The sequence below is a fragment of the Rhodoferax sp. genome (assembly GCF_037143375.1).
In the GTDB taxonomy this organism is placed as follows: domain Bacteria; phylum Pseudomonadota; class Gammaproteobacteria; order Burkholderiales; family Burkholderiaceae_C; genus Rhodoferax.
In genome coordinates, this window is the sequence record NZ_JBAWYV010000034.1 from 1 (window position 1) to 24424 (window position 24424).

Below are 24424 nucleotides of genomic sequence, written 5' to 3' on the forward strand. Positions count from 1 at the left end.
CTAGCTTGCACAAGCTCTCAGACTTTATAAAGATCTGCCTTCTGGCGCTGGGGATCGGCTTACTTTCTGCGTCCACCACAGAAATCGTTGACTGGCTCGTCCCGTCTTTCATCGACGCCCATAGCTTCTCTCAAAACCTGGCGGGCCATATTCTCGGCATTGTGGTGGTGACGCCCCTCCTGCTGGTCTGGCGCAGCTTGCCGGACGGCTGGCCCTCATTTTGGATGAGTGCAGAGGCGGCGTTGATTATTGGTCTGTCGTTTCTTGTGGGACAGGTGCTGTTCCTCGACTGGTTTCACGACTCGCTCGGATTGGTCGCGCGCGGCTACTGGATGTACCTGTTCATCACCTGGGCCGCGATCCGCTTGGGGCTGCACGGCACGGTCCTGATTCTGGCGATCACGGCGGCGCAGGGTATCGTCGGCGCTCAAAAGCACCTGGGCTTCTTCGCCAACGATATCGAGGCGACCCACCTTGCCAATTACTTTTTTTACATCCTGATCCTGTCGACGGTCGGCATGGCCTTGGCGACCTATTTGCTCGAACGAAAGCGTGCGCTGGCCGAACTGAAACAACACCGTGACCAGCTCGAACAACAGGTGCAAGCCCGAACCGAAGACCTGCAACACCAGTTGCAGGAAATGGTGACCCTCAACCATCGACTGGAAGAAACCCAGAACCAGTTGCTGCAGTCTGAAAAAATGGCGTCGCTCGGGCAACTGGCGGCGGGTGTCGCGCACGAGATCAACAACCCGGTCGGGTTCATCACCTCCAATCTCGGCTCGCTGAAGAAATACGTTGAAGACGTATTTGAAATACTCGCCGCCTATGAGACCGCCATCAGTCCTTCGGCAACGCCGCAGGCTTTGACCCGGCTTGCCGAGTTGAAGACGGAAAAAGAGTTCGACTTCATTCAAACCGATGTTGTCGAATTGCTGCGCGAATCGAAGAGTGGTCTGGAGCGGGTCAAGAAAATCGTCCTCGACCTCAAAAGTTTCTCGCACGTCAGCTCCAACGTATTCGAGTTGGCTGACATTCACGAATGCATCGAATCGACCTTGAACATCGTCTGGAACGAACTTAAATACAAGTGCGAAGTGACCCGAAACTTCGACCCGGCGCTTCCAAAAATTAGCTGTCGTCCATCGCAACTCAGCCAGGTCTTTATGAACCTGCTGGTGAATGCAGCCCAGGCGATTGAAACCAAAGGCGTGATCACTATCACGACGCGCTGTCTTGCCCCCGATTCGATCCAGGTGATTGTTCATGACACGGGCAAGGGCATTCCACCGGAGAATATCAAGCGGATATTCGACCCGTTTTTCACCACCAAACCAGTGGGTGAAGGCACAGGGCTGGGCCTGTCTCTCGCTTACGGCATCATCAACAGCCACCGGGGGAAAATCGACATCGAGAGCGAAGTGGGCCAAGGGACTCAATTCACATTGACACTCCCCATCGTTGCTATCGAACAGGGCCTGTAAAACAGTTTCCCCAAATTGGCGATACTCTTCGGGCGCGACCTTGTGACCACGCACCCGGCCTCCAGACCCCTTCGAAATGGCAACTTATGACCTCGCCCACCTTTTCCATGATCTCCCGCCGCACCTGGCTGACCGTTGCCACCGCCATCGGCCTGGCAACACAACAGGCGTTTGCCCAGGCTCGCCAACTGCTGCGCATTTCGACCCCCGCCGTGCCTGACGACTGGCACGCCAAAATGTGGACGGTGATGAAAGAGCAGCTCGACAAAACGGCGCCGGGCCTGTTTGATGTGCAAATCAGCCTCAACGCCTCGCTCTTCAAGCAAGGCGCCGAGCCGGTGGCGATGGCGCGTGGCAACCTGGAGATGACCACGATTTCGGCCTTTGACATCGCCAAGCTGGTGCCTGAGTTTTCCATCTTCACGGCCGGTTATGTGATTCGCGACCCGGCGCATTTGATGAAAGTGTTCAACGGCCCGATTGGGGACGAGATGTTCAAGCGCGTCAGCGAAAAAATGGATATCACGGTGCTGGCGCCCATTTACTACGGCACGCGCCAGCTCAACTTGCGCGATCTGCGCAAGGTCAACACCCCGGCCGACCTCAAGGGCGTCAAGCTGCGCATGCCGGGCAGCAAAGAATGGTTGTTTCTGGGCGAAGCACTTGGCGCCACGCCGACGCCGCTGGCCTTTGGCGAGGTCTATCTGGGCCTGCGCACCGGCACCATCGACGCGCAAGACAACCCCCTGCCCACCGTGAAAAGCGCCAAGTTTTATGAGGTTACCAAGCAGATTACGCTCACCAGCCACTTGGTGGATGCGTTGTTTATTGGGGTCTCCAACAAGCTCTGGAACGGCCTGAACCCGGATCAAAAAGCCAAGCTCAAAAGCGCCGCCCAAGCCGCCGCCCAGTACAACAACGCGCAGCGCATCGCCGATGAAAACCAGTTGCTGGCTTACTTCAAAAGCCAGGGCCTGACCGTGACCACACCCGATGTGGCGGCTTTTCAAAAGTCGGTGCAGGCGACTTACCTGCAATCCGCCTACGCCAAGGTCTGGCCCAAAGGATTGCTGGAGCGCATCAACGCCACGAAGTAAAGACGCCAGGGCTGAGACTTTTTAAGACAAATCAGGCTCTAGCCCCCGTTTTATCTGCGTAAGCAGCTATATTTATAATAGCTAAATACATCTCGACTCTGCCCATTTTCAAACCATCACCCATGTATAAGTTTTTACAACGCGGGGCCGAGGCCTTTGGCGTTTTGTTGTTTGCCTTGCTGTTCCTGGCATTTGTGGTGCAGGTGGCGGCGCGTTTTGTGTTCAACCAGCCGCTGGCCTGGACCGACGAGGCGGCAGTCATTTTGTATTTGTGGGCCATTTTGTGGGGCGCGGCGCTGGTCTGCAAAGACCATGAGAACGTCGCTTTTGACTTGCTGTACCAAAAAGCCTCGCCGCAAGTCAAGCGCGTGATGGCGCTGGCGGGCTGCGTTTTGATCGGCGGGCTGGCGGCCTGGGGCTTGCCCGGCTCGGTGGACTACATCGTGTTCATGCAGCGCGAATCGACGCCGGTGATGGGCCTGCCTTTTAACTGGGTGTTTGCCCCGTTTGCCTTGCTGCTGCTGGCGCTGGCCGTGCGCTACGCCTGGCGCATTTACCGCCTGCTGGGCAAAGACTGGAAGGCGTATTTATGAGCACCGCTTTGATCACCTTGCTGGCGGTGCTGGTGGGCGGCATGTTGCTGCGCGCACCGATCGCCTTTGCCATGTTGACCAGCGGCATTGCTTACCTGGTCGTCAAAGGGCAAGACATGGGCTTGGCCGCCGAGCAAGTGCTCAACGGCCTCTACAACGGCTACGTGTTGCTGGCAGTGCCGCTGTTTGTGTTTGCGGCCAACCTGATGAACGCGGGCAGCATCAGCGAACGCTTGTTCGAGTTGTCGCGCGTGCTGGTCGGGCGCACGCGCGGCGGGCTGGCGCAGGTGAACGTGGTGGTGAGCGTGATTTTTTCGGGCATGAGTGGCAGCGCTATTGCCGATGCCGCCGGGCCGGGCTTGGTCTCCATCAAGCAGATGCTCAAAAAGCCCGCCTACACGCCCGGTTTTGCCGGTGCCGTGGTGGTGGCCAGCGCCACCATTGGGCCGATTATTCCGCCCTCGATTCCGATGGTGATTTACGCGCTGGTGTCAGGCACCTCGGTCGGCGCGCTGTTCCTCGGTGGCATTTTGCCCGGCCTGCTGATGGCGGCGCTGCTGATGGTGGGCGTGTACCTCATCGCCACGAAACGCAACATGCCGCAGGACGACCCGATTGCCGCGCGCGACTACCCCGGCATCTTGATGCGCGGCTTTTTGCCCCTGACTTTGCCGGTGGTGTTGCTGGCCGGTATTTATTCAGGCGCCTTCACCCCGACTGAAGCGGCGGCCGTAGCCGCCCTGCACGCGCTGATTCTTTCTGCCGGGGTGTACCGCGCCTTCACGCCCAAGGCACTGTTTGCCGTGACGCTGGAGTCGCTGCGCGCCAGTGCCGTCATCACCATGATCATCGCGGCGGCCTACCTGCTGAACTACGCTTTTGCCACCGAAGGCATTCCGGGCCAACTGGCGCAGTGGGTGACCGGCCTGCACCTGAGCCAACTGCAGTTTCTGCTGCTGGTGAACGGTGTGTTTCTGGTGCTGGGCTGTTTTCTGGACGTGTCGGTGATGTTGCTGGTGTTTGTGCCGATGCTGATTCCCACCGCCAAACTGTTGGGCGTGGACCTGGTGCACTTTGGTGTGGTGGTGGTCGTCAACATGATGATCGGGCTCGTCACGCCGCCGTTTGGCATGCTGCTGTTTGTAACTAACGCGCTGACCGGCATCCCGCTCAAAGATCTGGTGCGCGAAGGCTGGCCGTTTACCGCGCTGCTGGTGTTGGCGCTGCTGCTATTGACTATTTTTCCGCAGATTGTGCTGTGGTTGCCGCAGACGATGGGCTATGTAACGCGCTGATCTGTCGCGTCAACCCGGTTCAAGCCCAACCAGCCAACCGCAGCCCCAAGCCCGCCAGCGCACAGGCGGCGATCACCGGCATCACGCCGACCTTGTAGCGCAGCAAGGCGACGGCGGCGGCTAACGCCAGCGCCAGTGCCGCCACGTCAATCCTTGAGACAAATTGACCTGTAGCCCCCGTCTTGACTGCGATATGCGCTATAAAAAATAGAGCTAAGCTGGCAATCACGCCGACCACCGCTGCGGTGATGGCGGTCAGCGGCGCGGTGAACTGCAGCTTGCCGTGGGTCGATTCCACCAGCGGGCCGCCCGCCAGAATGAAAATAAACGAGGGCAAAAAGGTGAACCAGGTCACCACCGTGGCGGCCAGTGCCGCGCCCAGAAAAAGCGCGTCCGGCCCCATCACCTGCTTGCCCCAGCCGCCCAGAAAGCCGACGAACGCCACCACCATGATCAGCGGCCCAGGCGTGGTTTCACCCAGCGCCAGACCATCCATCATCTGCGTCCCGCTCAACCAGCCAAAGTGCTCGACGCCGCCCTGGTACACATAGGGCAACACGGCATAGGCGCCGCCAAAGGTCAGTAATGCCGCCTTGGTGAAAAACCAACCCATTTGCGTCAGCGCGCCGCTCCAACCCTGCCAGACGATGAGGGCGCCCATCGGCAACAGCCAGAGCAAGCCGCCCACCGCCAGTACTGTGGCGAGGCGAGACTTCTTGAAGCGGGCGTGGGGCGGTGTCGGCGTGGTGTCGTCGATGACAAAACCGCGCTGCGCCTGCGCTGCCGAGCCAGATGCCGCGCTTTTGGCCGCACCATGCCCACCACCCGAAGCAAATTGCCGGGGCACCCAGCGCTGCCCCAACCAGCCGGTCAGCGCCGCCGCCAGCACCACGGCCGGGAACGGCACCTCCAAAAATGCAACCGCTACAAAACTCATAGCTGCTACCGCCCATAAAACGGGGGCTACCGTCGGTTTCTTCAATGTTTTTGAGCCGATGCGATGCACCGCCTGCAACACGATCGCCGCCACCGCCGGTTTGATGCCATAGAGCAACCCGGCCACCCACGCCACATTGCCAAACGCCACGTACACCCAGCTCAAGCCGATCAGGATGAAGAGCGACGGCAGCACAAACAGCGCGCCCGCCACCACGCCACCCCACGTGCGGTGCATCAGCCAGCCGATGTAGGTGGCGAGTTGTTGCGCCTCCGGGCCGGGCAGCAGCATGCAGTAGTTCAGTGCATGCAGAAAGCGCCCTTCGGAAATCCAGCGCTTTGTCTCCACCAGCTCGCGGTGCATGATGGCAATTTGCCCGGCCGGACCACCAAAGCTGATGAAGCCCAGGCGCAACCAGAACTTCAAGGCTTCGAAAAAGGGGATGGGATGCGCGTTCATGCCGGTTTCCAGTTGTGCGACTCATCGGTGCCCGCCACGGCGGTGCGGCACCAGGCGTACAGGGCGTCGTAGACCGGCATCATGGCATCGAGCATGGCGTGGTCGTCCGGCAGGACGTGCGACATGCCCAGCGATACCGCCAGCAAGCCGGCAGACTGCGGCGCCAGATCCAGCCGGTCGGTGTCGGCCCCGCGCACGATGTCCGCCAACTTGGCCAGCGCCGAGTCCGCCCCCAGCCGGTAAACAGACAGGAAAGCATCGAAGCTGCAGCGCTCGCCCTCGTGGGTGAACCGCGTGTCGGCCACCGACGCGTTCACATCGTAGGGTGTTGCGTTTTGGGCCAGCGCCACTGCGTGAATCTGCGCGCTGGGCACATACAAAAACTGCGCCTGCGCATCCACAAAACGGCGCACCAGCCACGGGCAGGCAATGCGGTCAATCTTGGGCCGCTCACGGGTTACCCAACGGGTGGCGCTGCCGACCGGCTTGGTGGCCAAGGGCAAATCTTGCTCGCGCCAAGCCTCGATGCCGCCTTGCAAAAAGCAGGCATTCACTCTGTGCTCACGCAGCGTCTGAGCCGTGGCCTGACTGACCTCATGACCGTGAACGCAATACACCAACACGGTCCTGGCGGTGGGCAGGCTGGTGACCCAGGTTGAAACCTGTAGCGGGTCACGCCGCAGGGCACCGGGTAGCGAAAAGGGAGAAGCCAGGAATGCCTCGGGCTTGCGCACATCGATGACCAGCGGGGCATCGTGCGTCGGCCATAGCGCCCACAATTCGGCTGGGGTACGGGAAAAAATAGAGGGTTTTGTGGTGTCCATAACGAATCCAATCAAGGTTGCAGCGTTTGGACGGGACACCGTCTTGGGGCCCGAAAGAGCCCGATGCCGGGGAGCTGAAGCCCCGACCTGCGCAATTTAGCACAGGTCAAGTTATTCTGCTGGTCGGCGTTTTAAAGTCAGCGCGACAGCCGATAGACCGAGGTTCCTGCCAGCAAATTGGGCGCAAACCGCACGGTGCGACCCTCCTGCAGGCCAAAGCTGTCGAGCACTTTGAGGCCGCTGCGCAGCGCCAGCACCGCCAGATCAGCGTGGGTGCCGACGCGGATGTTGGGCGTGTCGTACCACTGGTAGGGCAGGCGGCGGGTCACCGGCATGCGGCCCTTGAGCACGCTCAAGCGATTGGGCCAGTGGGCAAAATTGGGGAAGGCGACGATGCCGACGCGGCCCACGCGCACGGTTTCCCGCAGCATCACCTCGGCGTTGCGCAGGTGTTGCAGCGTGTCGATTTGCAGCACCACGTCGAACGAGGCATCGGCAAACATGCTCAACCCTTCGTCCAGATTGAGCTGGATGACATTGACGCCGCGCTTGACGCAGGCCAGCACATTGGCATCGGCGATCTCGACGCCGTAACCGGTGCAGCCACGGGTGTTCTGCAAGTGCGCCAGCAGGGCGCCGTCGCCACAGCCGAGGTCGAGCACGCGCGCGCCTTCAGGCACCAGCTTGGCAATGGCGTGCATAGTGGTGTGGTCGCTCATGCCGTTACCTCCTTCGCTACGCTATCAAAATAAGAGCTGACCACGCCCATATAACGGGGATCATCGAGCAAAAAGGCATCATGGCCGTGGGGCGCATCGATCTCGGCGTAGCTCACGTCGCGCTTGTTGTCGAGCAGGGCCTTGACGATCTCGCGGCTGCGCTTGGGTGAAAAACGCCAGTCGGTGGTGAAGCTCACCAGCAAAAACTTGCAGGTGGCACGGGCCAGCGCGTGGCTCAGATCGCCGCCATAGGTGCGGGCCGGATCGAAATAGTCGAGCGCCCGGGTGATCAGTAAATAGGTGTTGGCATCGAAGTACTCGGCAAACTTGTCGCCCTGGTAGCGCAGGTAACTCTCAATCTGGAATTCGGCTTCCAGCGTGCTGTACAGGTACGCGCCCTGGTTGCCGTCATGCGAGGCCGCCCGCAGATGGCGGCCAAACTTCTCGTTCATCACGTCATCGCTCAGGTAAGTGATGTGGCCGATCATGCGAGCGATGCGCAGGCCGCGTTTGGGCACGGTGCCGTGCTCGTAAAAGTGGCCGCCATGAAAATCAGGGTCGGTGGTGATGGCACGGCGCGCCACTTCATTGAAGGCAATGTTTTCGGCGGTGAGGTTGGGCGCACTGGCCACCACCACGGCGTGGCGCACGCGGTTGGGGTATTGCAGCGCCCAGCTCAGCGCCTGCATGCCGCCCAGTGAGCCACCCATCACGGCGGCCAGCACCTCAATGCCCAGGGCGTCGAGCAACCGGGCTTGCGCGTTAACCCAGTCTTCGACCGTGACCACCGGAAAATCGACACCGTAGACGCGGCCGGAATCGGGATTGATGTGCATCGGCCCGGTGGAGCCAAAACAAGAGCCCAGGTTGTTGACCCCGATGACAAAGAACTTGTTGGTGTCGAGTGATTTACCCGGTCCAATCATGTTTTCCCACCAGCCCTCGGACTTGTCCTGGCCTTCATAGACGCCCGCCACATGGTGTGAGGCGTTCAGGGCATGGCAAATCAGCACCGCGTTGGACTTGTCGGCATTGAGCCGGCCGTAAGTCTCAAAACTCAGCGAGTAGTCGCGCAGGGCTTCGCCACTTTGCAAGGGCAAAGCAGCCGCAAAGTGCATGGATTGGGGGATTGAAAACATCTTCATCAGTAGAGGGGCAGAGCTTGCTCGTTTGCATCGCTGCGGTTATTCCCGCCATGCGGAGCAGGGTGGCCGGGAAGTATAAACAACGACCCGGAATCAAGCTTCAGTCCAACGCTGCAAACCCTGATCGGGGGGTGTCTTTTTCGATTTCCCAGTCCTCGGGGTTCGCCACCAGATAGCACGCCCTTCCGACTGTCTTGGCCCGGTACATGGCAACGTCAGCGGCATTAACCAGTGAGGAAGCATCCCTTTGAAAATCAGGCAGCAATGTCGCCACGCCGATGCTAAAGGTCACCTGCTGCGAGACCGGCGATGCGGCATGCGGCATCGCTGCACTCTGCATTTTCTCCAGGCACTTCTGGGCGGTGTCGCAAGCGCGCTCCGCATCAGCGCCGGGCAGCAGCAGCACAAACTCTTCGCCCCCATAACGGGCCGCCACGTCACCCGCTCGACGCGCACATTGACCCAGCACCGACGCCACCAGACGTAAACAATCGTCACCCGCCAGATGACCGTAACGGTCATTGAACCGTTTGAAGTAGTCAATATCAATCATCAACAAACTCAAGGAGGTGCCACTTCGTGCCGCCCGTTGCCATTCGGTCGCCAGCAACTCATCAAAGCACCTCCGATTGGCAAGCCCCGTCAAACCATCTGTGGCCGACTGGCGAGCCAACTGCTGGTTACTCACCTCAAGGGTACGGATTTCACGTACCAACTCGGTCACATCTACCCGCACCACCACCATATAACCACCCGGCGAGCGGCTTTTATAGGTGTTGATCCATTGGTCACCCGGGAGCTCCTGCAACAGGTGTTCCGAGTGAAGATTGCGCGACTGAATGCGATGCGCCAACCATTCTTCCTCTTGCGTTCCAGATACCTCAAAAAGGTGGCGCGCCAGGTTGGCGCGCATCAAGGCTTCATAAGTCTGGCCTATGTGCGCCGGCAAAAGAAACCCGGCGTGAATATGGTTGACCTTGTCGTTGCAAAAAGACAGCCGATCGTCGGCGTCCCAGATCTCAATACCGATGCCCAGAGCGTCCAGGCTGGACGTCAGCAATTCCCAACCGTGGTGGTCGCCATACCGATTCGTCCACAATTCAACATGCGGGTCGAAGGTCTGTTTGGGGCCGCAGCCTGACCCGCTGTCAGGTCTGCCAATGCGTATATTCATCAGAGAAGCGTAGCGGCCAATCGTCTCGCCACCTATACATAAAAGTGCTGAGAATGACTACCCGGAAATTGGTAGTGCCCGCCCGAACCTTACACCTCGGCCAGTCCGGTGCGGATGGCGTAGCGGGTCAGTTCGGCCACGTTATGCAGTTCCAGCTTGCTCATGATGTTGCGACGATGCACATCCACGGTGCTGGCGGCAATGTGCAACTCCTCACCAATTTGCGGTGAGCTTTTGCCTTGCGCCAGCAGCCGCAGCACTTGTACCTCTCGCTGACCCAGGCGTTTGTTGGAGGCGACAAGCGCCGTGCCAGACCCCACGCGCCGACTGGCTTCAATCAACATGGCTGCCGAATCCGGGCACAGGTAGGCCTGGCCCTTGGCAGCGCTCTCGATCGCAAGCACCAGTTGCTGGCCAGCGGCTGATTTGACAACATAGGCGATGGCCCCGGCGTCCAGCATTTCCATCACGAACTGCTTGTAGCTGAAGGCCGACAGGGCCACCACCTGCAACTGCGGGTATTGGGCCCGCAAGTTGCGCGTGGCATCGATGCCGTTGACCTTGGGCATGCTCACATCCATCACCACCACATCGGGCGCACAGCGGTCCACGGCCGCTGCCACTTGTTCGCCGTCCCCGAGTTCGCCCACCACTTCAATGCCTGGCTCGCGCTCCAGCATCAAGCGCAGCGCTTCCCGAAACATGGTGTGGTCATCGACCAACAAGACCCGTATGGTCATAAAAGAGGTACGGTCAGGGTCACGGTGGTGCCGTGCCCCGGGTTGCTGAGCACGGTCACTTTGCCCCCCAAAAATCCCAGTCGCTCGCGCATGCTGATCAACCCAAAACCACCTTGGGTGCTCACCGCAGCCAAGGTGCTGGTATCAAAGCCAGCCCCGTCATCACTCACAGTAACGATCAGCGTTTTGCCCCGGCCCCGCGACAAAGTGACGCGGGCCAGTTCCACCCGGGCGTGCCTCGAAATATTGAGGAACAGTTCACGCAAGGCGCGAAACAGTGTGGCACTGACGGCCGGGTCCAGGGGCTTGGCTTTGCCGTCATCTTCAATGCTGACCTGCAACTGGTACATCCGGTGTACTTCATCGGCCAGCCACTGGATGGCGGGAACCAGGCCCAAATGATCCAGCATAGGCGGGTTCAGTGCCAAGGCCATGGCGCGCAGTTTGCCATTGGCCTGCGCGACCGAGGCGACACAGTCGTCGACAAAAGGCTTAAGCGTGTCGGGCATCACTTGCTTGCGAATGCCGTCCACCTTGAGTGCCACGATGGCCAGCAACTGACCCAAGTCATCGTGCAGGTCTTTGGCGAGCACGCGCCGCTCGCGCTCTTCGGCCGTCACCAGCGCGGCAGACAGGGCGCGCAGTTTGTCGGTGCGGTCCTTCGACTGGGCCAGGTCCATTCGCATGGCCACGGCCGCTTCCAGCGCAAGGTGGTAGTCGGTGAGGTCGGTATAGGTGACGATCACCCCGCTGATCTGGTTTTCTTCTGTCTGGTAGGGCATCACCCGGCGGATGTACCAGCGGCTGTTTTCAATCTGCAGTTCCTGGTCATTGACTTTTTCACCGGCCAGCACCGCGTGCACGGCCTGCACCAGCCCGGGGTCCCCAATGACGGCGACCAGCGCACTGACCGGACGACCGGTGTCGCCCTCAATCAAATTGAACCGGCTCTGCATCGCCGGCGCAAACCACTTGAGGCACAAGGCGTGGTCCAGGCACAGGGTAGCGACATCGCTGCTGATCAGGAGGTTTTTCAAGTCCGCATTGGCGGTTTCAAGCTCCCGCAATTTATTGCCGTACTCCTGGTTCACCAGCGCCAACTCATCGTTGAGCGAGTGCAACGCGTGGGTGGATTTTTCCAGCACGTCAATCAGGGCATGCAACTCCGCGTTGGTGGTGTCCGATTTTTCTATCGATTCAACAAGGTCGTGGTTCCTCGACTCGTAGCGTTCCGTCGTGCGCTGCACCGTGGCACGCGCGGCCAGCAAGGCCTCTTGCAAATGGCGCACCAGAACGGCATCGCCGTTGCTCTCGATGGGAATCTGCGAGCGCTGCAAATCATGGCGGAACACCACCAGAAAGAGTGGCCCCAAGACCGGGTCCTGGTGCGAAATCACCGTGAGATGCACCGGCTCCAGCGCATGAACACCTTGCATTCTTGCGTCGGTGATGTGGACGGTTAAGCCCAGGCTGGCAGCCTCCTTCAGCCCGGCGATTAGCTTCACTTTCAGGCCTTCACGCACCATCGCGAGCAAATTTTGGGTGGGGGCACCACGGGGCCGCACCAGGAATTCGTCGATCAGCCCACAAAAATACAAAGCGTCATGCTGGCTATTGACCAGGACAGCGGCCGGTGCAAACCGGTCAAAAATCAATGTTTTGGCAATGTCAGACGCCTTGCCAGACGACGTCACGGTCGATACTTGCAATGCAGCGCGCTGATGAGGGCGGTTGGAACTCGCGGTAGATGGCACAAAATTTGACTCAGATATTTTTTTCAGTGTAGCCCCTGACATCGTTTTTTTCTATAAGAACATCCCCCTGATGGCTCATTTTTCAAAGGGCGACACGACGACCGAAATGCTGGCTATGCCGCTAAATGGACAAAGATAACGGTTGTCTGGCCGGCACTTGACAGGCCATCAGATCGGCCAAGTCCAGAATGCCGAGTTCAGGACTGAGATAGATTTGGTTTTGGCTCACGCAGCGAATGGCGTCGGGCAGTTCCTGCCCAGCATTCATTTTGCTGACGTAGGCGCTGGCGCCTGCACTCATCATTTCAGCCACCAGCTTCAAATCGTTCATGGCTGACATCGCGACCACCTTCACTTCGGGTTGACTGGCCAGCAGCTGACGGGTGGCTTCAATGCCGTTGAGACCCGGCATGTTCACGTCCATGCACACCACATCGGGATGGGTCTGCACCGCACACCGTAGCGCGGACACGCCACTCATCGCCTCGCCCACCACTTCAATGTCGGGGGTCGATTCCAGGCTCATTCGCAGGGCGCTGCGAAACAGACTGTGGTCGTCTGCCAGGATGATGCGTACTTTCATGGTGACCTTTTTATCGTGGTGGCCTGAAGGCGTTATTTTGACTGTCATGGGCTATCGCCGAAAGCTTATTGCATCAGGCAAGCCGTTGGATCGGTACATTTTTGAATGTAGCTGCGCAACGCGGCCAGATTGGGCACGCTGATATCACGCCGGGCCCGCTCGTTGAACTCGATCACACCGCTGCGTGCTAACCGTGTGAGCGCCCGGCTGACCGACTCCACCCGCAGCCCCAGGTAGTTGCCCATCTCGGCACGCGACATGTGGATGTTGATCTGGTCGGTGCGCATGCCGCGCTCAGACAAGGCATGCGCCCATTGCAGCAGGAAATCAGCCACGCGGGCATCAGCCGGCAGCGTGCCCATCGACAACGTGGCTTCGCGGTTATGCGCCAACTGAGCGCAGATGGCGGCCATCACCAGTCGCATCAGACTGGGCTGCAAGGCACTGGCCTCCAGCAAGGCTTCGTAGCGGATGACCCAAATTTCGCTGAGGTCCAGGGCCACCGCAGAACAGGCATAGCGCCCACTGGGGATGCCGTCAAAACCCAGCCAGTCGCCCTTGAAATGCAGTCCGGTTGTTTGCTGACGTCCATCAATGGCCAAGTTGACGATCTTGAACAAGCCCGAGTTGACAAGGTACAAGTTTTCAAAGTTCTGATTGCACCTGTACGCAGTTTCGCCCGCGTGAAAGGTGCGACGATCAAACGTCATGTGCTTTTCGATCAAAGCCAGTGACTCGCGCCAGAATGACTTGGGCTGGCTGTTCATGGGGTTCGGCATCGTTCTGGCTGTTGAGGCGTCTGGGGCATGACCACCCAAGTCACTTAAGCAAGGGTCGAAGCAGATCGCTTGTGGCGAGCCGCTCAGTACGGCGTAGGGCGACACAGAAAACGAGGGGGGGTTGTTTGGCGTGTTCATGGTAGTCCCGAAGTTAGATAAGAGCGGTGCTGAAAGTGGGGCGGCGCAGGCACAAAGCGATGAAGTACTTGCAGCCTCGCTTGATGATGTAGAGCACGATCTCAACGGAAATCGATCCGCCACTGGGGGTGTGTGCCGTGTGCTTTTTCCAGGCATCCATGGCGTGGTTCACGCCCACATAGGCGAGGTTGTAGCCAGGGGTTTCTTGTGAGAAAGGCAGGCTCGGTAACACGACGGTGATGTCCTGCCCCGCTAATGATTCGGGCGGACACCCCAGCAAATCAGTGGCAGCCAGGTTGCTCTCGACGATGCAGCCGTTGATGTCCATCACAAGGGCGGCGCTCCCTTCTGAAGGCGGCATCAGGTTCGGATCCTGCAAATACTCCTGGGCGAAGTGATGGGGGGACGCGATCATGTTCATGCTGTTCATCTGCGGGTTTTAGGCGGTGAATCGGTGACATCAAGGGCTCTTGTGTCTGTGGTTCAAGCGTACGCAGGAACTGCTCCGCGACAAATACCCGGAAGCGCTAAAACCTACTACCGGGAATCAGGTAGTGACCCTGACGAACCCCGAAATTTATCAACTCGCACAACTTTGGCTCGTTTTTTGCTTATATTTGGTGCGTTTCAGGCTTTCGCTAAATTAGCGCACCAATTCAACTCATTTCAATCAAAGAGGTTTTCATGGAAGCACTAAAACAGGGCGCAGACACCCTGTTCATCCTTCTCGGCGCCGTCATGGTGCTGGCCATGCACGCGGGTTTTGCATTTCTGGAGCTGGGCACCGTGCGGCGCAAGAACCAGGTCAATGCGCTGGTCAAGATCATGGTCGACTTCTCGGTCTCGACTGTGGCGTATTTCATCGTCGGCTACGGTGTGGCCTACGGCACCAGCTTCTTTGTTGGGGCCGAGGTGCTGGCCGCCAAGAGCGGCTATGAGTTGGTCAAGTTCTTCTTCCTGCTGACCTTTGCCGCGGCCATTCCGGCCATCATTTCAGGCGGCATTGCAGAGCGCGCCAAATTCTGGCCACAGCTGATGGCCACCGCGGTCATCGTCGGTTTTGTCTATCCTTTCTTTGAAGGCATCATGTGGAACCAGCACTTTGGCGTGCAGGGCTGGATCAAGGCGCTGACTGGCGAAGAGTTTCACGACTTTGCCGGAAGTGTCGTGGTGCATGCGCTGGGCGGCTGGATTGCGCTGCCTGCAGTCATCTTGCTCGGCGCCCGCGCCAACCGCTACCGCAAGGATGGCGGCATCTCGGCGCACCCCCCGTCAAGCATTCCGTTTCTGGCGCTGGGCGCCTGGATTTTGACCGTGGGCTGGTTTGGCTTCAACGTGATGAGTGCGCAAACGCTGGACAAAATCTCGGGCCTGGTGGCAGTGAACTCGCTGCTGGCGATGGTCGGCGGCACGCTGGCGGCCTTGGTTGTCGGCAAGAACGACCCCGGCTTTGTGCACAACGGTCCGCTCGCCGGCCTGGTGGCCGTGTGTGCAGGCTCCGACCTGATGCACCCACTGGGTGCACTGGTGGTGGGCGCCGTGGCGGGTGGCATTTTTGTCTTCATGTTCACGCTGACGCAAAACAAATGGAAGATTGACGACGTGCTGGGCGTCTGGCCGCTGCACGGCTTGTGCGGCACCTGGGGCGGCTTGGCGGCGGGCATTTTTGGCTCAAAAGCCTTCGGCGGCCTGGGAGGCGTGTCATTCAGCGCGCAATTGATCGGCACCACAATGGGTGTGGCGTGGGCTGTTTTAGGCGGGCTGGTGGTGTACGGCACACTCAAAGCCACGATGGGCCTGCGCCTGAGTCAGGAAGAAGAATACGACGGTGCCGATCTTTCCATTCATAAAATCAGCGCGACGCCGGAGCGCGAAGCGAATTGGTAACGCTGCAAAATTTATAGCTACCAGCGCAGGAAACACGGGGGCTAGAGACATTTTCGGTCATTAACCGGCTGGGGGTCCTAAATCGGGTTTTAGCCCGGCGGGGTGCGCCGGGCGTAGCGTGTGACTACAACACCCAAGAGCAACTGCGATTGCACCGCCAATGGCAGCCAGGCGTTGAAGTCCAAAGCCGGGGCACCCTCCAGCGCGGCGCCCAAAGCATGACCCGCCAGCAACGCCGACAGCAGGGCCGCTTCGCCCGGCTGGGCCGCACGCATCTGCGGTTGCAACTCGGCACGCCAGACCACAGCATCTTCGGCCACACCGGCGCGCAGCCGCTGGCCGACTTCTTCAAACGTCGGGCTGTTGTCCAGATGCGCACTCACGATACTGGCTACCGGCCAAGGGCTAGACACCATGGCACAACCGGGTGCCAGGCGCAGATGCAATTGATCCGGCTCGTGTTGCATCAACAGGGCAAAACTGGCTGCGTCCACCGTCTGGTTGGCCGCACTGGCGCTGACGTGCAACGCCCATTCCACCCGAGCCACATCGGCCAGGTAAGGCTCCTCGGCCAGTTGTTGGCTGGCGCGCACAAATTCAGACAAGCCCGCACCCCACTGGGCCAAATCGCCTTTTTCGGGTGGGCTGGCGTGCCAAAAAGCACGGGCCAGCGCCGAAGAACTCTCTGCCCCCAGCAGTTGCGTGAGCACCGGGTAGGCCGCCTGCAAAGCGCGTTGCGCATTCGCATGACCGTTGGATTTATAAGCTTTTAGTCCTCTAGCCCCCGTGCTACTTGCGTAAGTAGCTATTTTTTCAATAGCATCATCCGCAGGCCATGCCAGCAGCACGTCCAGCAAAGCTTGCTGCTGTGCGGCCAACCGACTCATGTTTTTTCCGCGCTGGCGGCCCGAATCACCGCCTGGGCCCGCGCGGCCTCGTCAAGCAGCACCTCCAACGCTGGAATGTCGGTGTCCCACTCAATGAGCGTTGGAACCGCACCAAACCGCCCAATGGCGTGCTGGTACAGGCGCCAGACCTCGGGGCAAACCCGGCTGCCGTGATCGTCGATCACGATCTCGCCGTGCGCATCATTCACACGGCAGTGTCCCGCCAGGTGAATTTCACCCACGTCGGTGGGCGCCATGGCGTCCAGCCAGTCCAGGCCGTGCTGCACCGGGTCACCGCCAGCGCCGTTAATCTGCGCGTTCAGGGCGTTGACATAAATATTGTTCACATCGACCAGCAGGCTACATCCGGTGCGCTGCGCCAGTGTCGACAAGAATTCAGGCTCTTCCAGTAACAGTTCGTCAGGAAGCGCTGTCCAACGCACATAACTCGACAGGTTCTCCACCATGAAGCGCCGTTTAAGCCGCGTCTGCACCTGCTCCACGTTGGCGCAGAGCACATCTAGCGCCTCATGGCTGAAGGGAATCGGCAGCAAGTCAGCGGCATGCACGGCGGCGCCATTGAAACGGCCGCGCGCAAAACTGGCATGGTCGCTGACGCGTACCGGGTCAATCCGCTGCACCAGACGCGCCAACTGGTCCAGATGCCAAGGGTCGATCCCCGCCACCGAACCGAGCGACAAACCGACGCCGTGCAGGCTGATCGGGTAATGGGCGCGCGCCTGTTCCAGCACCGCCAGCGCAGCACCGCCTTCGGCGAAGAAGTTTTCTGAATGAACTTCCAGAAAACCCAAGGGCGAGCGCCGCGTCATCAGTTCCCGGTAATGCGGCTGTCGCCAGCCAATACCCACCACCGGGTCTGTTTCGGTTATGCAGGCGAACTGTGAGTCGGCCATGGCGACGCGCTTGGCAGGCAGTCGAAAAAAGCGGGATCAGCCTTTTTTCATCATCTTGATTTCGTCCAAAGTCATACCGTTCATCTCTTTGCAGGTGCCTTTGGCCACATATTTCCATTCGCCTTTGTCCATGTCGACTTTGGACTGGCCCGCGCAGGAATGCACGCCCGACATGCTGGCGCAGTCGTTTTGACCGGCCTTGGCAATACCAAAGCATTTTTCTTTTTCGTTGGCCGCATGGGCTGGCGCGGCGATAAAAGTGAGGGACATCAGGGACGCTGCGGCGGCGGCGATCATGGCACGTTGGTTCATTTGGAATACTCCTGGGGTTGAAAAATTAACGACACACCAGATGGGTCGAGGCCTTTAAATTCGGCTAGCCACGCTGGTTAGGGGTTTGTCAGGGCAGATGCTGTTTTCTTACAGATTCAGTGGAATATTTTGAAAATATTCACCAACCGCATAAGAATACAAGTAGCACTTTACCGTGCAAACGACCCCATTACACTGGCGCGACACCATGACCACCGACGCACCCCTCTCATTCGAGCAACTCCTGGTTAGCAACCGCCCATATCTGTTGCGGTTCGCCCGCCTTCAGTTGAGAAACGACACCTGGGCGGAAGATGCCGTGTCTGAAACCGTGTTGGCCGCCTTGGCCAAACCGCAAACCTTTGACAATCGCTCGCAACTCAAGACCTGGCTGGTCGGCATTCTCAAACACAAAGTGATTGATGCCTTGCGCCACCACAGCCGTGAGGTGAGTGGGCTTGAAAGCACCGATGAGGACGACAGCGATCCTCTGGAATACCTCGGCTTCAAGGCTGATGGGCACTTTTCGCAAGCACCTGCCGAATGGGGAAACCCGGAGCAACAATTCAGCAGCCGCCAGTTTTTTGAGGTACTGGACGCCTGTACCAACAAATTACCGGCCAGCCAGGGTCGTCTTTTTTTAATGCGCGAATGGCTGGAACTCTCCAGTGAAGAAATTTGTAAGGAGTTGGGCCTCACTCCGACTAACCTGTATGTTCAACTGCACCGCGCCCGCCTCAGATTACGCGAGTGCCTTGAATTGAACTGGTTTTCAAACCCCAACATTTCATGATGCTCTTCCAAAGAACCTGCAAAGAAGTCACTGCGCTTGTGATTGCGCAGGAAGACCGCAAACTGCCTTGGCAGGACCGTATCGCGCTTCGCTTTCACATGGCCATTTGCGCCGCGTGCCCGACCTTCGAGCGACAAGTTTTTACGATGCGCAACGCCATGAAGCAATGGCGAAATTATGAAGCTGAAGATATCAGCCCGCCACAGGAACCCAAGACGCCGAATCATCCACCGAGAACCCCTGTCTAGCACCAATATCTTTCTTTCTACAAAAAAGATTGTGAAAATATAAAACTTGACGCATAATTGATTTGTATTGTCGAAAAATCGGCGATGCAAGTTTGCGGTGTTTAGTCAGTTTCGCGTCTGCTTTAAGTCTTCATTTGTTTGTTGATTGCGTGGTAATAGCGGTTTTGGACTCCATCGCGTTTTGAGTTATTTTGAGGAGTCCTTTCATGGGCAACAAACTTTACGTGGGCAACCTGCCCTACACTTTCCGTGACGAAGACCTGCAACAAGCTTTTGCTGCACACGGTACCGTCACTAGCGCCAAAGTCATGATGGAACGTGACACTGGCCGCTCCAAAGGCTTCGGCTTTGTGGAAATGGGCAATGATGCTGAAGCACAAGCTGCTATCAATGGCATGAATGGCCAACAATACGGTGGCCGTGGTCTCGTTGTTAACGAAGCACGTCCAATGGAAGCACGTCCTCCCCGCACTGGTGGCGGCGGCTTCGGTGGCGGCGCTGGCGGTGGCGGCGGTTACGGCGGCGGTGCTGGCCGTAGCGGCGGCGGCGGTGGCGGTGGATACGGCGGCGGCGCTGGCGGCGGCGGCGGTCGTTCCGGCGGCGGCGGTGGCGGCGGTTACGGCGGTGGTCGTAGCAGCTACTAAGCACTCAACTGGCTTTACGCCAATTGAAAAAAAGGGCCCTTGTGGCCCTTTTTTAATTTCTGGAGATCTCACAGAAAACGCGAAAATCACTGCCTTTGCCAAGAAAAAACAACAGAAAAGTTGTTTTGATTTTTGAGTGCCAACGACTGCAATTTGATTCGACTGCACTCCCTCCTATCCAGCACCCAACAAGCAGACTATTTGCTAGAAGTGGGTACCAAGACCCCCTTGACACGCCCTTTGAGCTGCATCACGCGCTCAAGGTTGTCGTAATCCATCGAATCTGCGGTGAACTGGTCAAGCCCGTGCACCAGGACAACCGGCAAATGGGACTTTATCTGCTCTGTTTTCATGAACGCATGCAGAAATTCGCCACGATACTCCAGGCGAGGAAGGCTCTGTCCCGTCTTGTCTACCACCTGTTCACGTACAACATGTGCCTTCCCTATCAACTGCACTTCTGAGGCATCGCCGTTAGTAACGCCGCGCCCTGCCGTAGCAGTAGTCAAGCGCCCCTCCTCATTGAACGAATGGATGCTCACTGATTCAATTTCAAGTGAATCCGTATCCGGGTAGTGGCGGGCATTCACGCCAAGCACTTCACTTTTAAGCCGACCCTCGCCATCAAACGTTTTGACCGAGAAATTGCGCATAAAGTAATCCGGCTCATGCCGGGGTGGCGCTTCTTGTTCTGGCGTCATTGGTAAGGGCGTACTTCGCACCAGCCAGTAAGTACCCAGCGCCAGAATGCCCATGAGAATCACCGGAAGGTAGAGCGACAGTCGCTCCCACACGACTTGCAAAATCTTGTTCACCGCGTGCTTTCCTCAAACAACTGGCTGTATTTCCCGCTCGCAACCAACAACAAGTCGCAAAACTCTCTGACGGCGCCATGGCCACCCTGCGCTGCCGTTACGTAATGCGCGCTGGCCTTCACCTCGGCATGGGCATTTTGTGGCGCGCAAGCTATTGCACAACGCTGCATGACGGCGAGATCAGGCCAGTCGTCCCCCATGGCCGCGGCCTGATGCCATTCAAGCCCCAATAATTTCAGGGTTTCTTCAGCAGCAGGACGTTTGTCCTCGGTGCCGTAATGCACATGCTCGACTCCCAGGGCAGCAAGTCTCAAGCGCAAGGGTTTTGAGTCGCGCCCTGTAATGACAGCGGGCGTTATTCCTGCCCGCTGCAATAACTTGAGACCATGGCCATCCAGGGTGTTGAAACGCTTGATCGTTTCACCTGCTTCAGAAAAGAACAACCCACCATCGGTCAGAACGCCATCCACATCAAAGAACACCACACGAATGCCTTGGGCCTTCAGCAACAATTCAACCGTGAAATTAAGTATGGGTTCCATCAGATGACCTTGGCACGCATCAAGTCATTGCTATTGAGGGCCCCGCACAACTGGCCCGCTTCATCAATCACCAACACACTGGTTATCCGGTTCAATTCCATCAGTTCGGCGGCCTCCACGGCCAAGGCATCGCGGGCAACCACACTGGGGCGGGGATGCATGACCTGCTCTGCTGTGGAGGATCGCAAATCAATCCCTTTCTCGACCAAACGCCGCAAGTCGCCATCCGTAAAAATCCCCAAAACTTTCAAATCGTCACCCACGATCGCCGTTGCACCCAGTCCTTTGGCGCTCATCTCGCGCATCAACTCGCTAAAACTGGCGCCAGGACCCACCTTCGGTACATCATCTCCAGAGCGCATCACATCACTGACCAGGGTGAGCAATTTGCGTCCCAGTGCTCCACCGGGGTGCGAGCGGGCGAAATCTTCGGCCTTGAAGCCCCGTGCATCCAACAAAGCTACGGCAAGTGCATCGCCCATGGCTAATTGCGCCGTTGTACTGGCGGTGGGAGCGAGGTTCAACGGACAAGCTTCTTTTTTAACGCTGCAGTCCAAAAATACAGTGGCATAGCGGGCCAGTGTGGACTCGGCTTTTCCGGTCAACGCAATCAGTGGCGCACCCATGCGCTTGATCATGGGCAGTATGGCGGTGAGTTCCTCCGATTCGCCGCTATTGGATATGGCCAAAACCAGATCAACCGGTTTGATCATGCCAAGATCGCCATGGCTGGCCTCTGCCGGATGAACAAACATGGCGGCCGTCCCCGTCGAGGCCAAAGTGGCTGTGATCTTTCGTCCGATGTGACCGCTTTTACCCATTCCCATCACAACCACGCGGCCCTTTACCTTCAACATCATCTCAACGGCTTGGGCAAATCCGGCACCCAAATGCTGCTTTAAGCCCAACACCGCATCCGCTTCGATGTCCAGGGTCTCCTGGGCCAAGCGTATGGCCCTCTGCGCATTAAAAACTGTCGCTTGAATTTGTTGGCTTGTCATGACGTCATTTTATAGATTGGCAGGTGTCTTGATAGTATCGAGGCATGAGCCCCCTTGAACTCACGCTTCTTTACTTGCTGGCCGCGGTGCTTGGGGTGGTCGCTTGCCGCTATTTAAAACTGCCACCCATGCTTGGTTATCTGGCCGTTGGCGTGGTCATTGGACCCAATGCGTTGGCGTTAGCGAAAAACGCCGATGGCGTGCGTCATCTGGGTGAGTTTGGGGTTGTCTTCCTGATGTTTGTCATTGGGCTGGAATTCAACCTCACCAAGCTTCGCGCCATGCGCAACCATGTGTTTGGTCTGGGCTTTTTTCAGGTGTTACTGACCATGATCGGCGCCACCGCTGCTGCCTTGGTACTTGCGCGGTTGACGCCATCTCTTTGGGGAATGGGTTGGCAAACTGCCCTGGCACTCTCAAGTGCGCTGGCCATGAGCAGCACAGCCATTGTGGTGAAGCTGATGACTGAACGAATAGAAATGGAATCGGAACACGGGAAGCGTGTCATGGGGGTGCTTCTATTTCAGGATTTGGCGGTGGTTCCCCTGCTGGTGCTGATTCCCGCCTTGGGAGCCTCCGCTGAGCAACTCTTTGAAACACTGGCGGTAGCATCACTTAAGGCCATGGCTTTGATTGGATTGCTGTTAGTCGGCGGTCCACGGGTCATGCGATTCTGGTTGACGATTGTGGCGCGACGAAAAAGTGAAGAATTGTTTGTTCTGAACCTCTTGCTTATCACCTTGGGACTCGCTTGGCTGACTGAATTGGCAGGCTTGAGCCTGGCGCTCGGTGCATTTATTGCTGGCATGTTGATCTCCGAGACGCAATACAAGCAGCAGGTGGAAACCGACATCCGCCCTTTTCATGATGTGTTGCTTGGTCTTTTCTTCATCAGCATTGGCATGATGCTCGACTGGCGACTGGTGTTGGAGCGCTGGCCTTTGGTGCTCTTGCTGGTGTCGCTGCCCGTGTTGTTCAAGGCCGCGTTGGTGACCGTGCTGGCACGCGGACTTGGGGCCACGCAGGGTGTTTCGCTGCGCACCGGTCTCTACCTCGCGCAAGCCGGTGAATTTGGATTTGTGCTGCTCACACTGGCCCAGGAAAATGCCTTGGTGCCGCCAGCACTGCTCAACCCGATTTTGGCCAGCATGGTGCTGTCAATGCTATTCACGCCCTTCATCATCATGTACAGCAACCAAGTTGTTTTGCGGTTGGTCAGCAGTGAGTGGTTGCAGCAGTCCCTGCAAATGACCCACATTGCCCGTAAGTCAATCAACACCAATAAACACATCATCATCTGCGGCTACGGTCGTTGCGGTCAAAATCTGGCGCGCATATTGGAACGAGAAGGCATTCCCTATCTGGCCTTGGACCTCGACCCTGATCGAGTGCGTCAGGCGACTGTCGCTGGGGATTCTGTCGTTTTTGGTGATGCAGCCCGCTTGCAGTCGCTGATGGCGGCGGGGCTTGCGCGTGCCAGTGCAGTTGTCATCACCTACCTTGAAACACCGGGCGCGTTGAAAGTGTTGTCGCACATTCAGGCGCATGCACCGCAGGTTCCCGTCATTGTGCGAACCCAAGACGACCTTGATCTCGAATCGCTGAGGCTCGCTGGTGCCACCGAGGTGGTGCCGGAAGCCATTGAAGGTTCACTGATGCTCGCCAGCCATGCGCTAGCTTTGGTGGGCGTTCCCATGCGACGCGTGATTCGCATCGTGCAAGATCAACGCGATGCCCGCTACAACCTGCTCCGGGGTTACATTCACGGCGCAGACGATGACTCGGCCGACGAGCACCATCAAGAGCGACTTTCCACACTGACGCTGCCACTGGGTGCCAAATCACTGGGCAAACCCATAAGCCAGCTTGACTTGGATGTGTTGAATGTTCGCATCGTCAGTCTTCGCCGCCACGGCGGCAAGGTCATGGTCACTTCCCATAACCCTCAGATTGCCGTTGGCGATACGCTTGTGCTTTCAGGCCGGGCTGAAATGCTGGTCCTGGCCGAGCAAAAATTACTCAAGGGCTAAGTTTTCGTGCCCACTGTTGCGGATGAGGCGCGATGCACAATACGGATTCAATTCCAGCCCGAGCGCCATGAAAAATACCAGTGTTACCCAGTATCTTAAAGATCACATTCGCACCGTGCCGGACTGGCCAGCGCCGGGCGTTCAGTTTCGCGACATCACGCCCTTGCTGCAAGATGCCAAGGTTTTCAGAGTTCTGATCGACGCCTTTGTACACCGCTATATGGAACGTTCCATGCGACCTGATGTAGTTGCTGGCCTGGATGCCCGAGGCTTTATTTTGGGTGCGGTCATTGCTTACGAACTGAATGTCGGGTTCATTCCTATTCGCAAAAAAGGCAAACTGCCCTTCACAACCGTTGAAGAAACCTACGAACTGGAATACGGCAGTGCCACTGTCGAACTCCACACCGATGCGGTCAAGCCCGGGGACCGCGTTCTTCTGATTGACGACCTGATTGCGACCGGCGGCACCATGATGGCGGGCATGAAATTACTCGAGAAATTGGGTGCCCAAGTGATCGAAGGCGCTGCAATTGTGGATCTGCCCGAATTGGGTGGCTCCAGAAAACTGAGGGATTCTGGGCTTCAGCTTTTCACTTTGCTCGATTTCGCAGGGCATTAAAGCCTGAA

General features: G+C 58.0%; 26 protein-coding genes. 10 read left to right on the top strand and 16 right to left on the bottom strand.

Annotation, left to right across the window (positions count from 1 at the left end):
- The 4 genes from WCG50_RS07495 to WCG50_RS07510 all read left to right on the top strand — a co-directional run.
- The coding region (locus WCG50_RS07495; protein ID WP_336898966.1) for an ATP-binding protein at positions 1-1484 on the top strand (1484 nt) is incomplete at its 5' end.
- A gap of 86 nt (positions 1485-1570) precedes the next feature.
- Complete coding sequence (locus tag WCG50_RS07500) at positions 1571-2581, top strand: sialic acid TRAP transporter substrate-binding protein SiaP (RefSeq protein ID WP_336898967.1); 1011 nt, start codon at positions 1571-1573, stop codon at positions 2579-2581.
- Between the two features lie 122 nt (positions 2582-2703).
- Positions 2704-3174: a TRAP transporter small permease gene (locus tag WCG50_RS07505; RefSeq protein ID WP_336898968.1), complete on the top strand. Its 471-nt coding sequence runs from the start codon at positions 2704-2706 to the stop codon at positions 3172-3174.
- A complete protein-coding gene (locus tag WCG50_RS07510) occupies positions 3171-4469 on the top strand; it encodes a TRAP transporter large permease (protein WP_336898969.1) in 1299 nt (432 codons plus the stop codon). Before WCG50_RS07505 ends, WCG50_RS07510 begins: the two co-directional genes overlap by 4 nt.
- A 19-nt stretch (positions 4470-4488) precedes the next feature.
- On the opposite strand, the gene chrA is transcribed toward WCG50_RS07510, so the two are convergent.
- The 10 genes from chrA to WCG50_RS07560 all read right to left on the bottom strand — a co-directional run bounded on the left by chrA (position 4489) and on the right by WCG50_RS07560 (position 14142).
- Positions 4489-5865, bottom strand: coding sequence for a chromate efflux transporter (chrA, locus tag WCG50_RS07515; RefSeq protein ID WP_336898970.1), 1377 nt, complete (start codon positions 5863-5865; stop codon positions 4489-4491).
- Positions 5862-6689, bottom strand: a complete 828-nt coding sequence (locus WCG50_RS07520; RefSeq protein WP_336898971.1) for a chromate resistance protein ChrB domain-containing protein — start codon at positions 6687-6689, stop codon at positions 5862-5864. The genes chrA and WCG50_RS07520 overlap by 4 nt, the downstream gene beginning before the upstream one ends.
- Positions 6690-6826: 137 nt before the next feature.
- Positions 6827-7408 (bottom strand): methionine biosynthesis protein MetW, encoded by a 582-nt coding sequence (gene metW, locus WCG50_RS07525; RefSeq protein ID WP_336898972.1) that lies wholly within the window; start codon positions 7406-7408, stop codon positions 6827-6829.
- Positions 7405-8553 (bottom strand): homoserine O-acetyltransferase, encoded by a 1149-nt coding sequence (locus WCG50_RS07530; protein ID WP_336898973.1) that lies wholly within the window; start codon positions 8551-8553, stop codon positions 7405-7407. Before WCG50_RS07530 ends, metW begins: the two co-directional genes overlap by 4 nt.
- A 100-nt stretch (positions 8554-8653) precedes the next feature.
- Positions 8654-9727 carry a diguanylate cyclase gene (locus tag WCG50_RS07535; RefSeq protein ID WP_336898974.1) on the bottom strand — a complete coding sequence of 358 codons (1074 nt, stop codon included), beginning with the start codon at positions 9725-9727 and terminating at the stop codon, positions 8654-8656.
- Positions 9728-9816: 89 nt separating this feature from the next.
- On the bottom strand, positions 9817-10467 hold the full coding sequence (locus tag WCG50_RS07540) for a response regulator transcription factor (protein WP_336898975.1): 651 nt from the start codon (positions 10465-10467) through the stop codon (positions 9817-9819).
- A complete protein-coding gene (locus tag WCG50_RS07545; protein ID WP_336898976.1) occupies positions 10464-12263 on the bottom strand; it encodes a PAS domain-containing protein in 1800 nt (599 codons plus the stop codon). Before WCG50_RS07545 ends, WCG50_RS07540 begins: the two co-directional genes overlap by 4 nt.
- Before the next feature lie 79 nt (positions 12264-12342).
- Positions 12343-12852, bottom strand: a complete 510-nt coding sequence (locus WCG50_RS07550) for a response regulator transcription factor (protein WP_336898977.1) — start codon at positions 12850-12852, stop codon at positions 12343-12345.
- A 17-nt stretch (positions 12853-12869) separates the two neighbouring features.
- The gene (locus WCG50_RS07555) at positions 12870-13721 is read right to left on the bottom strand and encodes a Crp/Fnr family transcriptional regulator (RefSeq protein WP_336898978.1); all 852 of its coding nucleotides are present in this window, start codon (positions 13719-13721) and stop codon (positions 12870-12872) included.
- A 13-nt stretch (positions 13722-13734) separates the two neighbouring features.
- The gene (locus WCG50_RS07560) at positions 13735-14142 is read right to left on the bottom strand and encodes a hypothetical protein (RefSeq protein ID WP_336898979.1); all 408 of its coding nucleotides are present in this window, start codon (positions 14140-14142) and stop codon (positions 13735-13737) included.
- Between the two features lie 263 nt (positions 14143-14405).
- Between WCG50_RS07560 and WCG50_RS07565 the strand changes: the two genes are divergently transcribed.
- On the top strand, positions 14406-15608 hold the full coding sequence (locus WCG50_RS07565; protein ID WP_336898980.1) for an ammonium transporter: 1203 nt from the start codon (positions 14406-14408) through the stop codon (positions 15606-15608).
- An 89-nt stretch (positions 15609-15697) separates the two neighbouring features.
- On the opposite strand, the gene WCG50_RS07570 is transcribed toward WCG50_RS07565, so the two are convergent.
- Genes WCG50_RS07570 through WCG50_RS07580 form a run of 3 tightly spaced genes read right to left on the bottom strand, consistent with a single transcriptional unit; the run spans position 15698 to position 17721 of the window.
- Complete coding sequence (locus WCG50_RS07570) at positions 15698-16495, bottom strand: DNA-binding domain-containing protein (protein ID WP_336898981.1); 798 nt, start codon at positions 16493-16495, stop codon at positions 15698-15700.
- Positions 16492-17409, bottom strand: a complete 918-nt coding sequence (locus tag WCG50_RS07575) for a DUF692 domain-containing protein (RefSeq protein WP_336898982.1) — start codon at positions 17407-17409, stop codon at positions 16492-16494. Before WCG50_RS07575 ends, WCG50_RS07570 begins: the two co-directional genes overlap by 4 nt.
- Before the next feature lie 36 nt (positions 17410-17445).
- Positions 17446-17721: a DUF2282 domain-containing protein gene (locus tag WCG50_RS07580; protein ID WP_336898983.1), complete on the bottom strand. Its 276-nt coding sequence runs from the start codon at positions 17719-17721 to the stop codon at positions 17446-17448.
- Positions 17722-17929: 208 nt separating this feature from the next.
- On the opposite strand from WCG50_RS07580, the gene WCG50_RS07585 reads away from it, so the two are divergent.
- The 3 genes from WCG50_RS07585 to WCG50_RS07595 all read left to right on the top strand — a co-directional run bounded on the left by WCG50_RS07585 (position 17930) and on the right by WCG50_RS07595 (position 19406).
- Positions 17930-18514, top strand: coding sequence for a sigma-70 family RNA polymerase sigma factor (locus tag WCG50_RS07585; protein ID WP_336898984.1), 585 nt, complete (start codon positions 17930-17932; stop codon positions 18512-18514).
- On the top strand, positions 18511-18762 hold the full coding sequence (locus tag WCG50_RS07590) for a zf-HC2 domain-containing protein (protein WP_336898985.1): 252 nt from the start codon (positions 18511-18513) through the stop codon (positions 18760-18762). The genes WCG50_RS07585 and WCG50_RS07590 overlap by 4 nt, the downstream gene beginning before the upstream one ends.
- Positions 18763-18968: 206 nt before the next feature.
- Positions 18969-19406 carry an RNA-binding protein gene (locus WCG50_RS07595; RefSeq protein ID WP_336898986.1) on the top strand — a complete coding sequence of 146 codons (438 nt, stop codon included), beginning with the start codon at positions 18969-18971 and terminating at the stop codon, positions 19404-19406.
- Between the two features lie 197 nt (positions 19407-19603).
- On the opposite strand, the gene lptC is transcribed toward WCG50_RS07595, so the two are convergent.
- The 3 genes from lptC to WCG50_RS07610 are packed head-to-tail and all read right to left on the bottom strand — an operon-like array spanning position 19604 to position 21764.
- The gene (lptC, locus tag WCG50_RS07600; RefSeq protein ID WP_336898987.1) at positions 19604-20221 is read right to left on the bottom strand and encodes an LPS export ABC transporter periplasmic protein LptC; all 618 of its coding nucleotides are present in this window, start codon (positions 20219-20221) and stop codon (positions 19604-19606) included.
- Positions 20218-20763, bottom strand: coding sequence for an HAD hydrolase family protein (locus WCG50_RS07605; RefSeq protein ID WP_336898988.1), 546 nt, complete (start codon positions 20761-20763; stop codon positions 20218-20220). The genes lptC and WCG50_RS07605 overlap by 4 nt, the downstream gene beginning before the upstream one ends.
- A complete protein-coding gene (locus tag WCG50_RS07610) occupies positions 20763-21764 on the bottom strand; it encodes a KpsF/GutQ family sugar-phosphate isomerase (RefSeq protein ID WP_336898989.1) in 1002 nt (333 codons plus the stop codon). The genes WCG50_RS07605 and WCG50_RS07610 overlap by 1 nt, the downstream gene beginning before the upstream one ends.
- Before the next feature lie 44 nt (positions 21765-21808).
- On the opposite strand from WCG50_RS07610, the gene WCG50_RS07615 reads away from it, so the two are divergent.
- The gene (locus WCG50_RS07615) at positions 21809-23794 is read left to right on the top strand and encodes a cation:proton antiporter (protein WP_336898990.1); all 1986 of its coding nucleotides are present in this window, start codon (positions 21809-21811) and stop codon (positions 23792-23794) included.
- A gap of 67 nt (positions 23795-23861) precedes the next feature.
- Positions 23862-24416 (top strand): adenine phosphoribosyltransferase, encoded by a 555-nt coding sequence (locus tag WCG50_RS07620; RefSeq protein WP_336898991.1) that lies wholly within the window; start codon positions 23862-23864, stop codon positions 24414-24416.
- Positions 24417-24424: the final 8 nt, after the last annotated feature.

Bases quoted from the DNA above. Each gene is read 5' to 3' on its own strand.
- WCG50_RS07500 (WP_336898967.1), top strand. From the start codon at position 1,571: ATGACCTCGCCCACCTTTTCCATGATCTCCCGCCGCACCTGGCTGACC.
- WCG50_RS07505 (WP_336898968.1), top strand. From the start codon at position 2,704: ATGTATAAGTTTTTACAACGCGGGGCCGAGGCCTTTGGCGTTTTGTTG.
- WCG50_RS07510 (WP_336898969.1), top strand. From the start codon at position 3,171: ATGAGCACCGCTTTGATCACCTTGCTGGCGGTGCTGGTGGGCGGCATG.
- chrA (WP_336898970.1), bottom strand. From the start codon at position 5,865: ATGAACGCGCATCCCATCCCCTTTTTCGAAGCCTTGAAGTTCTGGTTG.
- WCG50_RS07520 (WP_336898971.1), bottom strand. From the start codon at position 6,689: ATGGACACCACAAAACCCTCTATTTTTTCCCGTACCCCAGCCGAATTG.
- metW (WP_336898972.1), bottom strand. From the start codon at position 7,408: ATGAGCGACCACACCACTATGCACGCCATTGCCAAGCTGGTGCCTGAA.
- WCG50_RS07530 (WP_336898973.1), bottom strand. From the start codon at position 8,553: ATGAAGATGTTTTCAATCCCCCAATCCATGCACTTTGCGGCTGCTTTG.
- WCG50_RS07535 (WP_336898974.1), bottom strand. From the start codon at position 9,727: ATGAATATACGCATTGGCAGACCTGACAGCGGGTCAGGCTGCGGCCCC.
- WCG50_RS07540 (WP_336898975.1), bottom strand. From the start codon at position 10,467: ATGACCATACGGGTCTTGTTGGTCGATGACCACACCATGTTTCGGGAA.
- WCG50_RS07545 (WP_336898976.1), bottom strand. From the start codon at position 12,263: ATGTCAGGGGCTACACTGAAAAAAATATCTGAGTCAAATTTTGTGCCA.
- WCG50_RS07550 (WP_336898977.1), bottom strand. From the start codon at position 12,852: ATGACAGTCAAAATAACGCCTTCAGGCCACCACGATAAAAAGGTCACC.
- WCG50_RS07555 (WP_336898978.1), bottom strand. From the start codon at position 13,721: ATGAACACGCCAAACAACCCCCCCTCGTTTTCTGTGTCGCCCTACGCC.
- WCG50_RS07560 (WP_336898979.1), bottom strand. From the start codon at position 14,142: ATGAACATGATCGCGTCCCCCCATCACTTCGCCCAGGAGTATTTGCAG.
- WCG50_RS07565 (WP_336898980.1), top strand. From the start codon at position 14,406: ATGGAAGCACTAAAACAGGGCGCAGACACCCTGTTCATCCTTCTCGGC.
- WCG50_RS07570 (WP_336898981.1), bottom strand. From the start codon at position 16,495: ATGAGTCGGTTGGCCGCACAGCAGCAAGCTTTGCTGGACGTGCTGCTG.
- WCG50_RS07575 (WP_336898982.1), bottom strand. From the start codon at position 17,409: ATGGCCGACTCACAGTTCGCCTGCATAACCGAAACAGACCCGGTGGTG.
- WCG50_RS07580 (WP_336898983.1), bottom strand. From the start codon at position 17,721: ATGAACCAACGTGCCATGATCGCCGCCGCCGCAGCGTCCCTGATGTCC.
- WCG50_RS07585 (WP_336898984.1), top strand. From the start codon at position 17,930: ATGACCACCGACGCACCCCTCTCATTCGAGCAACTCCTGGTTAGCAAC.
- WCG50_RS07590 (WP_336898985.1), top strand. From the start codon at position 18,511: ATGATGCTCTTCCAAAGAACCTGCAAAGAAGTCACTGCGCTTGTGATT.
- WCG50_RS07595 (WP_336898986.1), top strand. From the start codon at position 18,969: ATGGGCAACAAACTTTACGTGGGCAACCTGCCCTACACTTTCCGTGAC.
- WCG50_RS07605 (WP_336898988.1), bottom strand. From the start codon at position 20,763: ATGGAACCCATACTTAATTTCACGGTTGAATTGTTGCTGAAGGCCCAA.
- WCG50_RS07610 (WP_336898989.1), bottom strand. From the start codon at position 21,764: ATGACAAGCCAACAAATTCAAGCGACAGTTTTTAATGCGCAGAGGGCC.
- WCG50_RS07615 (WP_336898990.1), top strand. From the start codon at position 21,809: ATGAGCCCCCTTGAACTCACGCTTCTTTACTTGCTGGCCGCGGTGCTT.
- WCG50_RS07620 (WP_336898991.1), top strand. From the start codon at position 23,862: ATGAAAAATACCAGTGTTACCCAGTATCTTAAAGATCACATTCGCACC.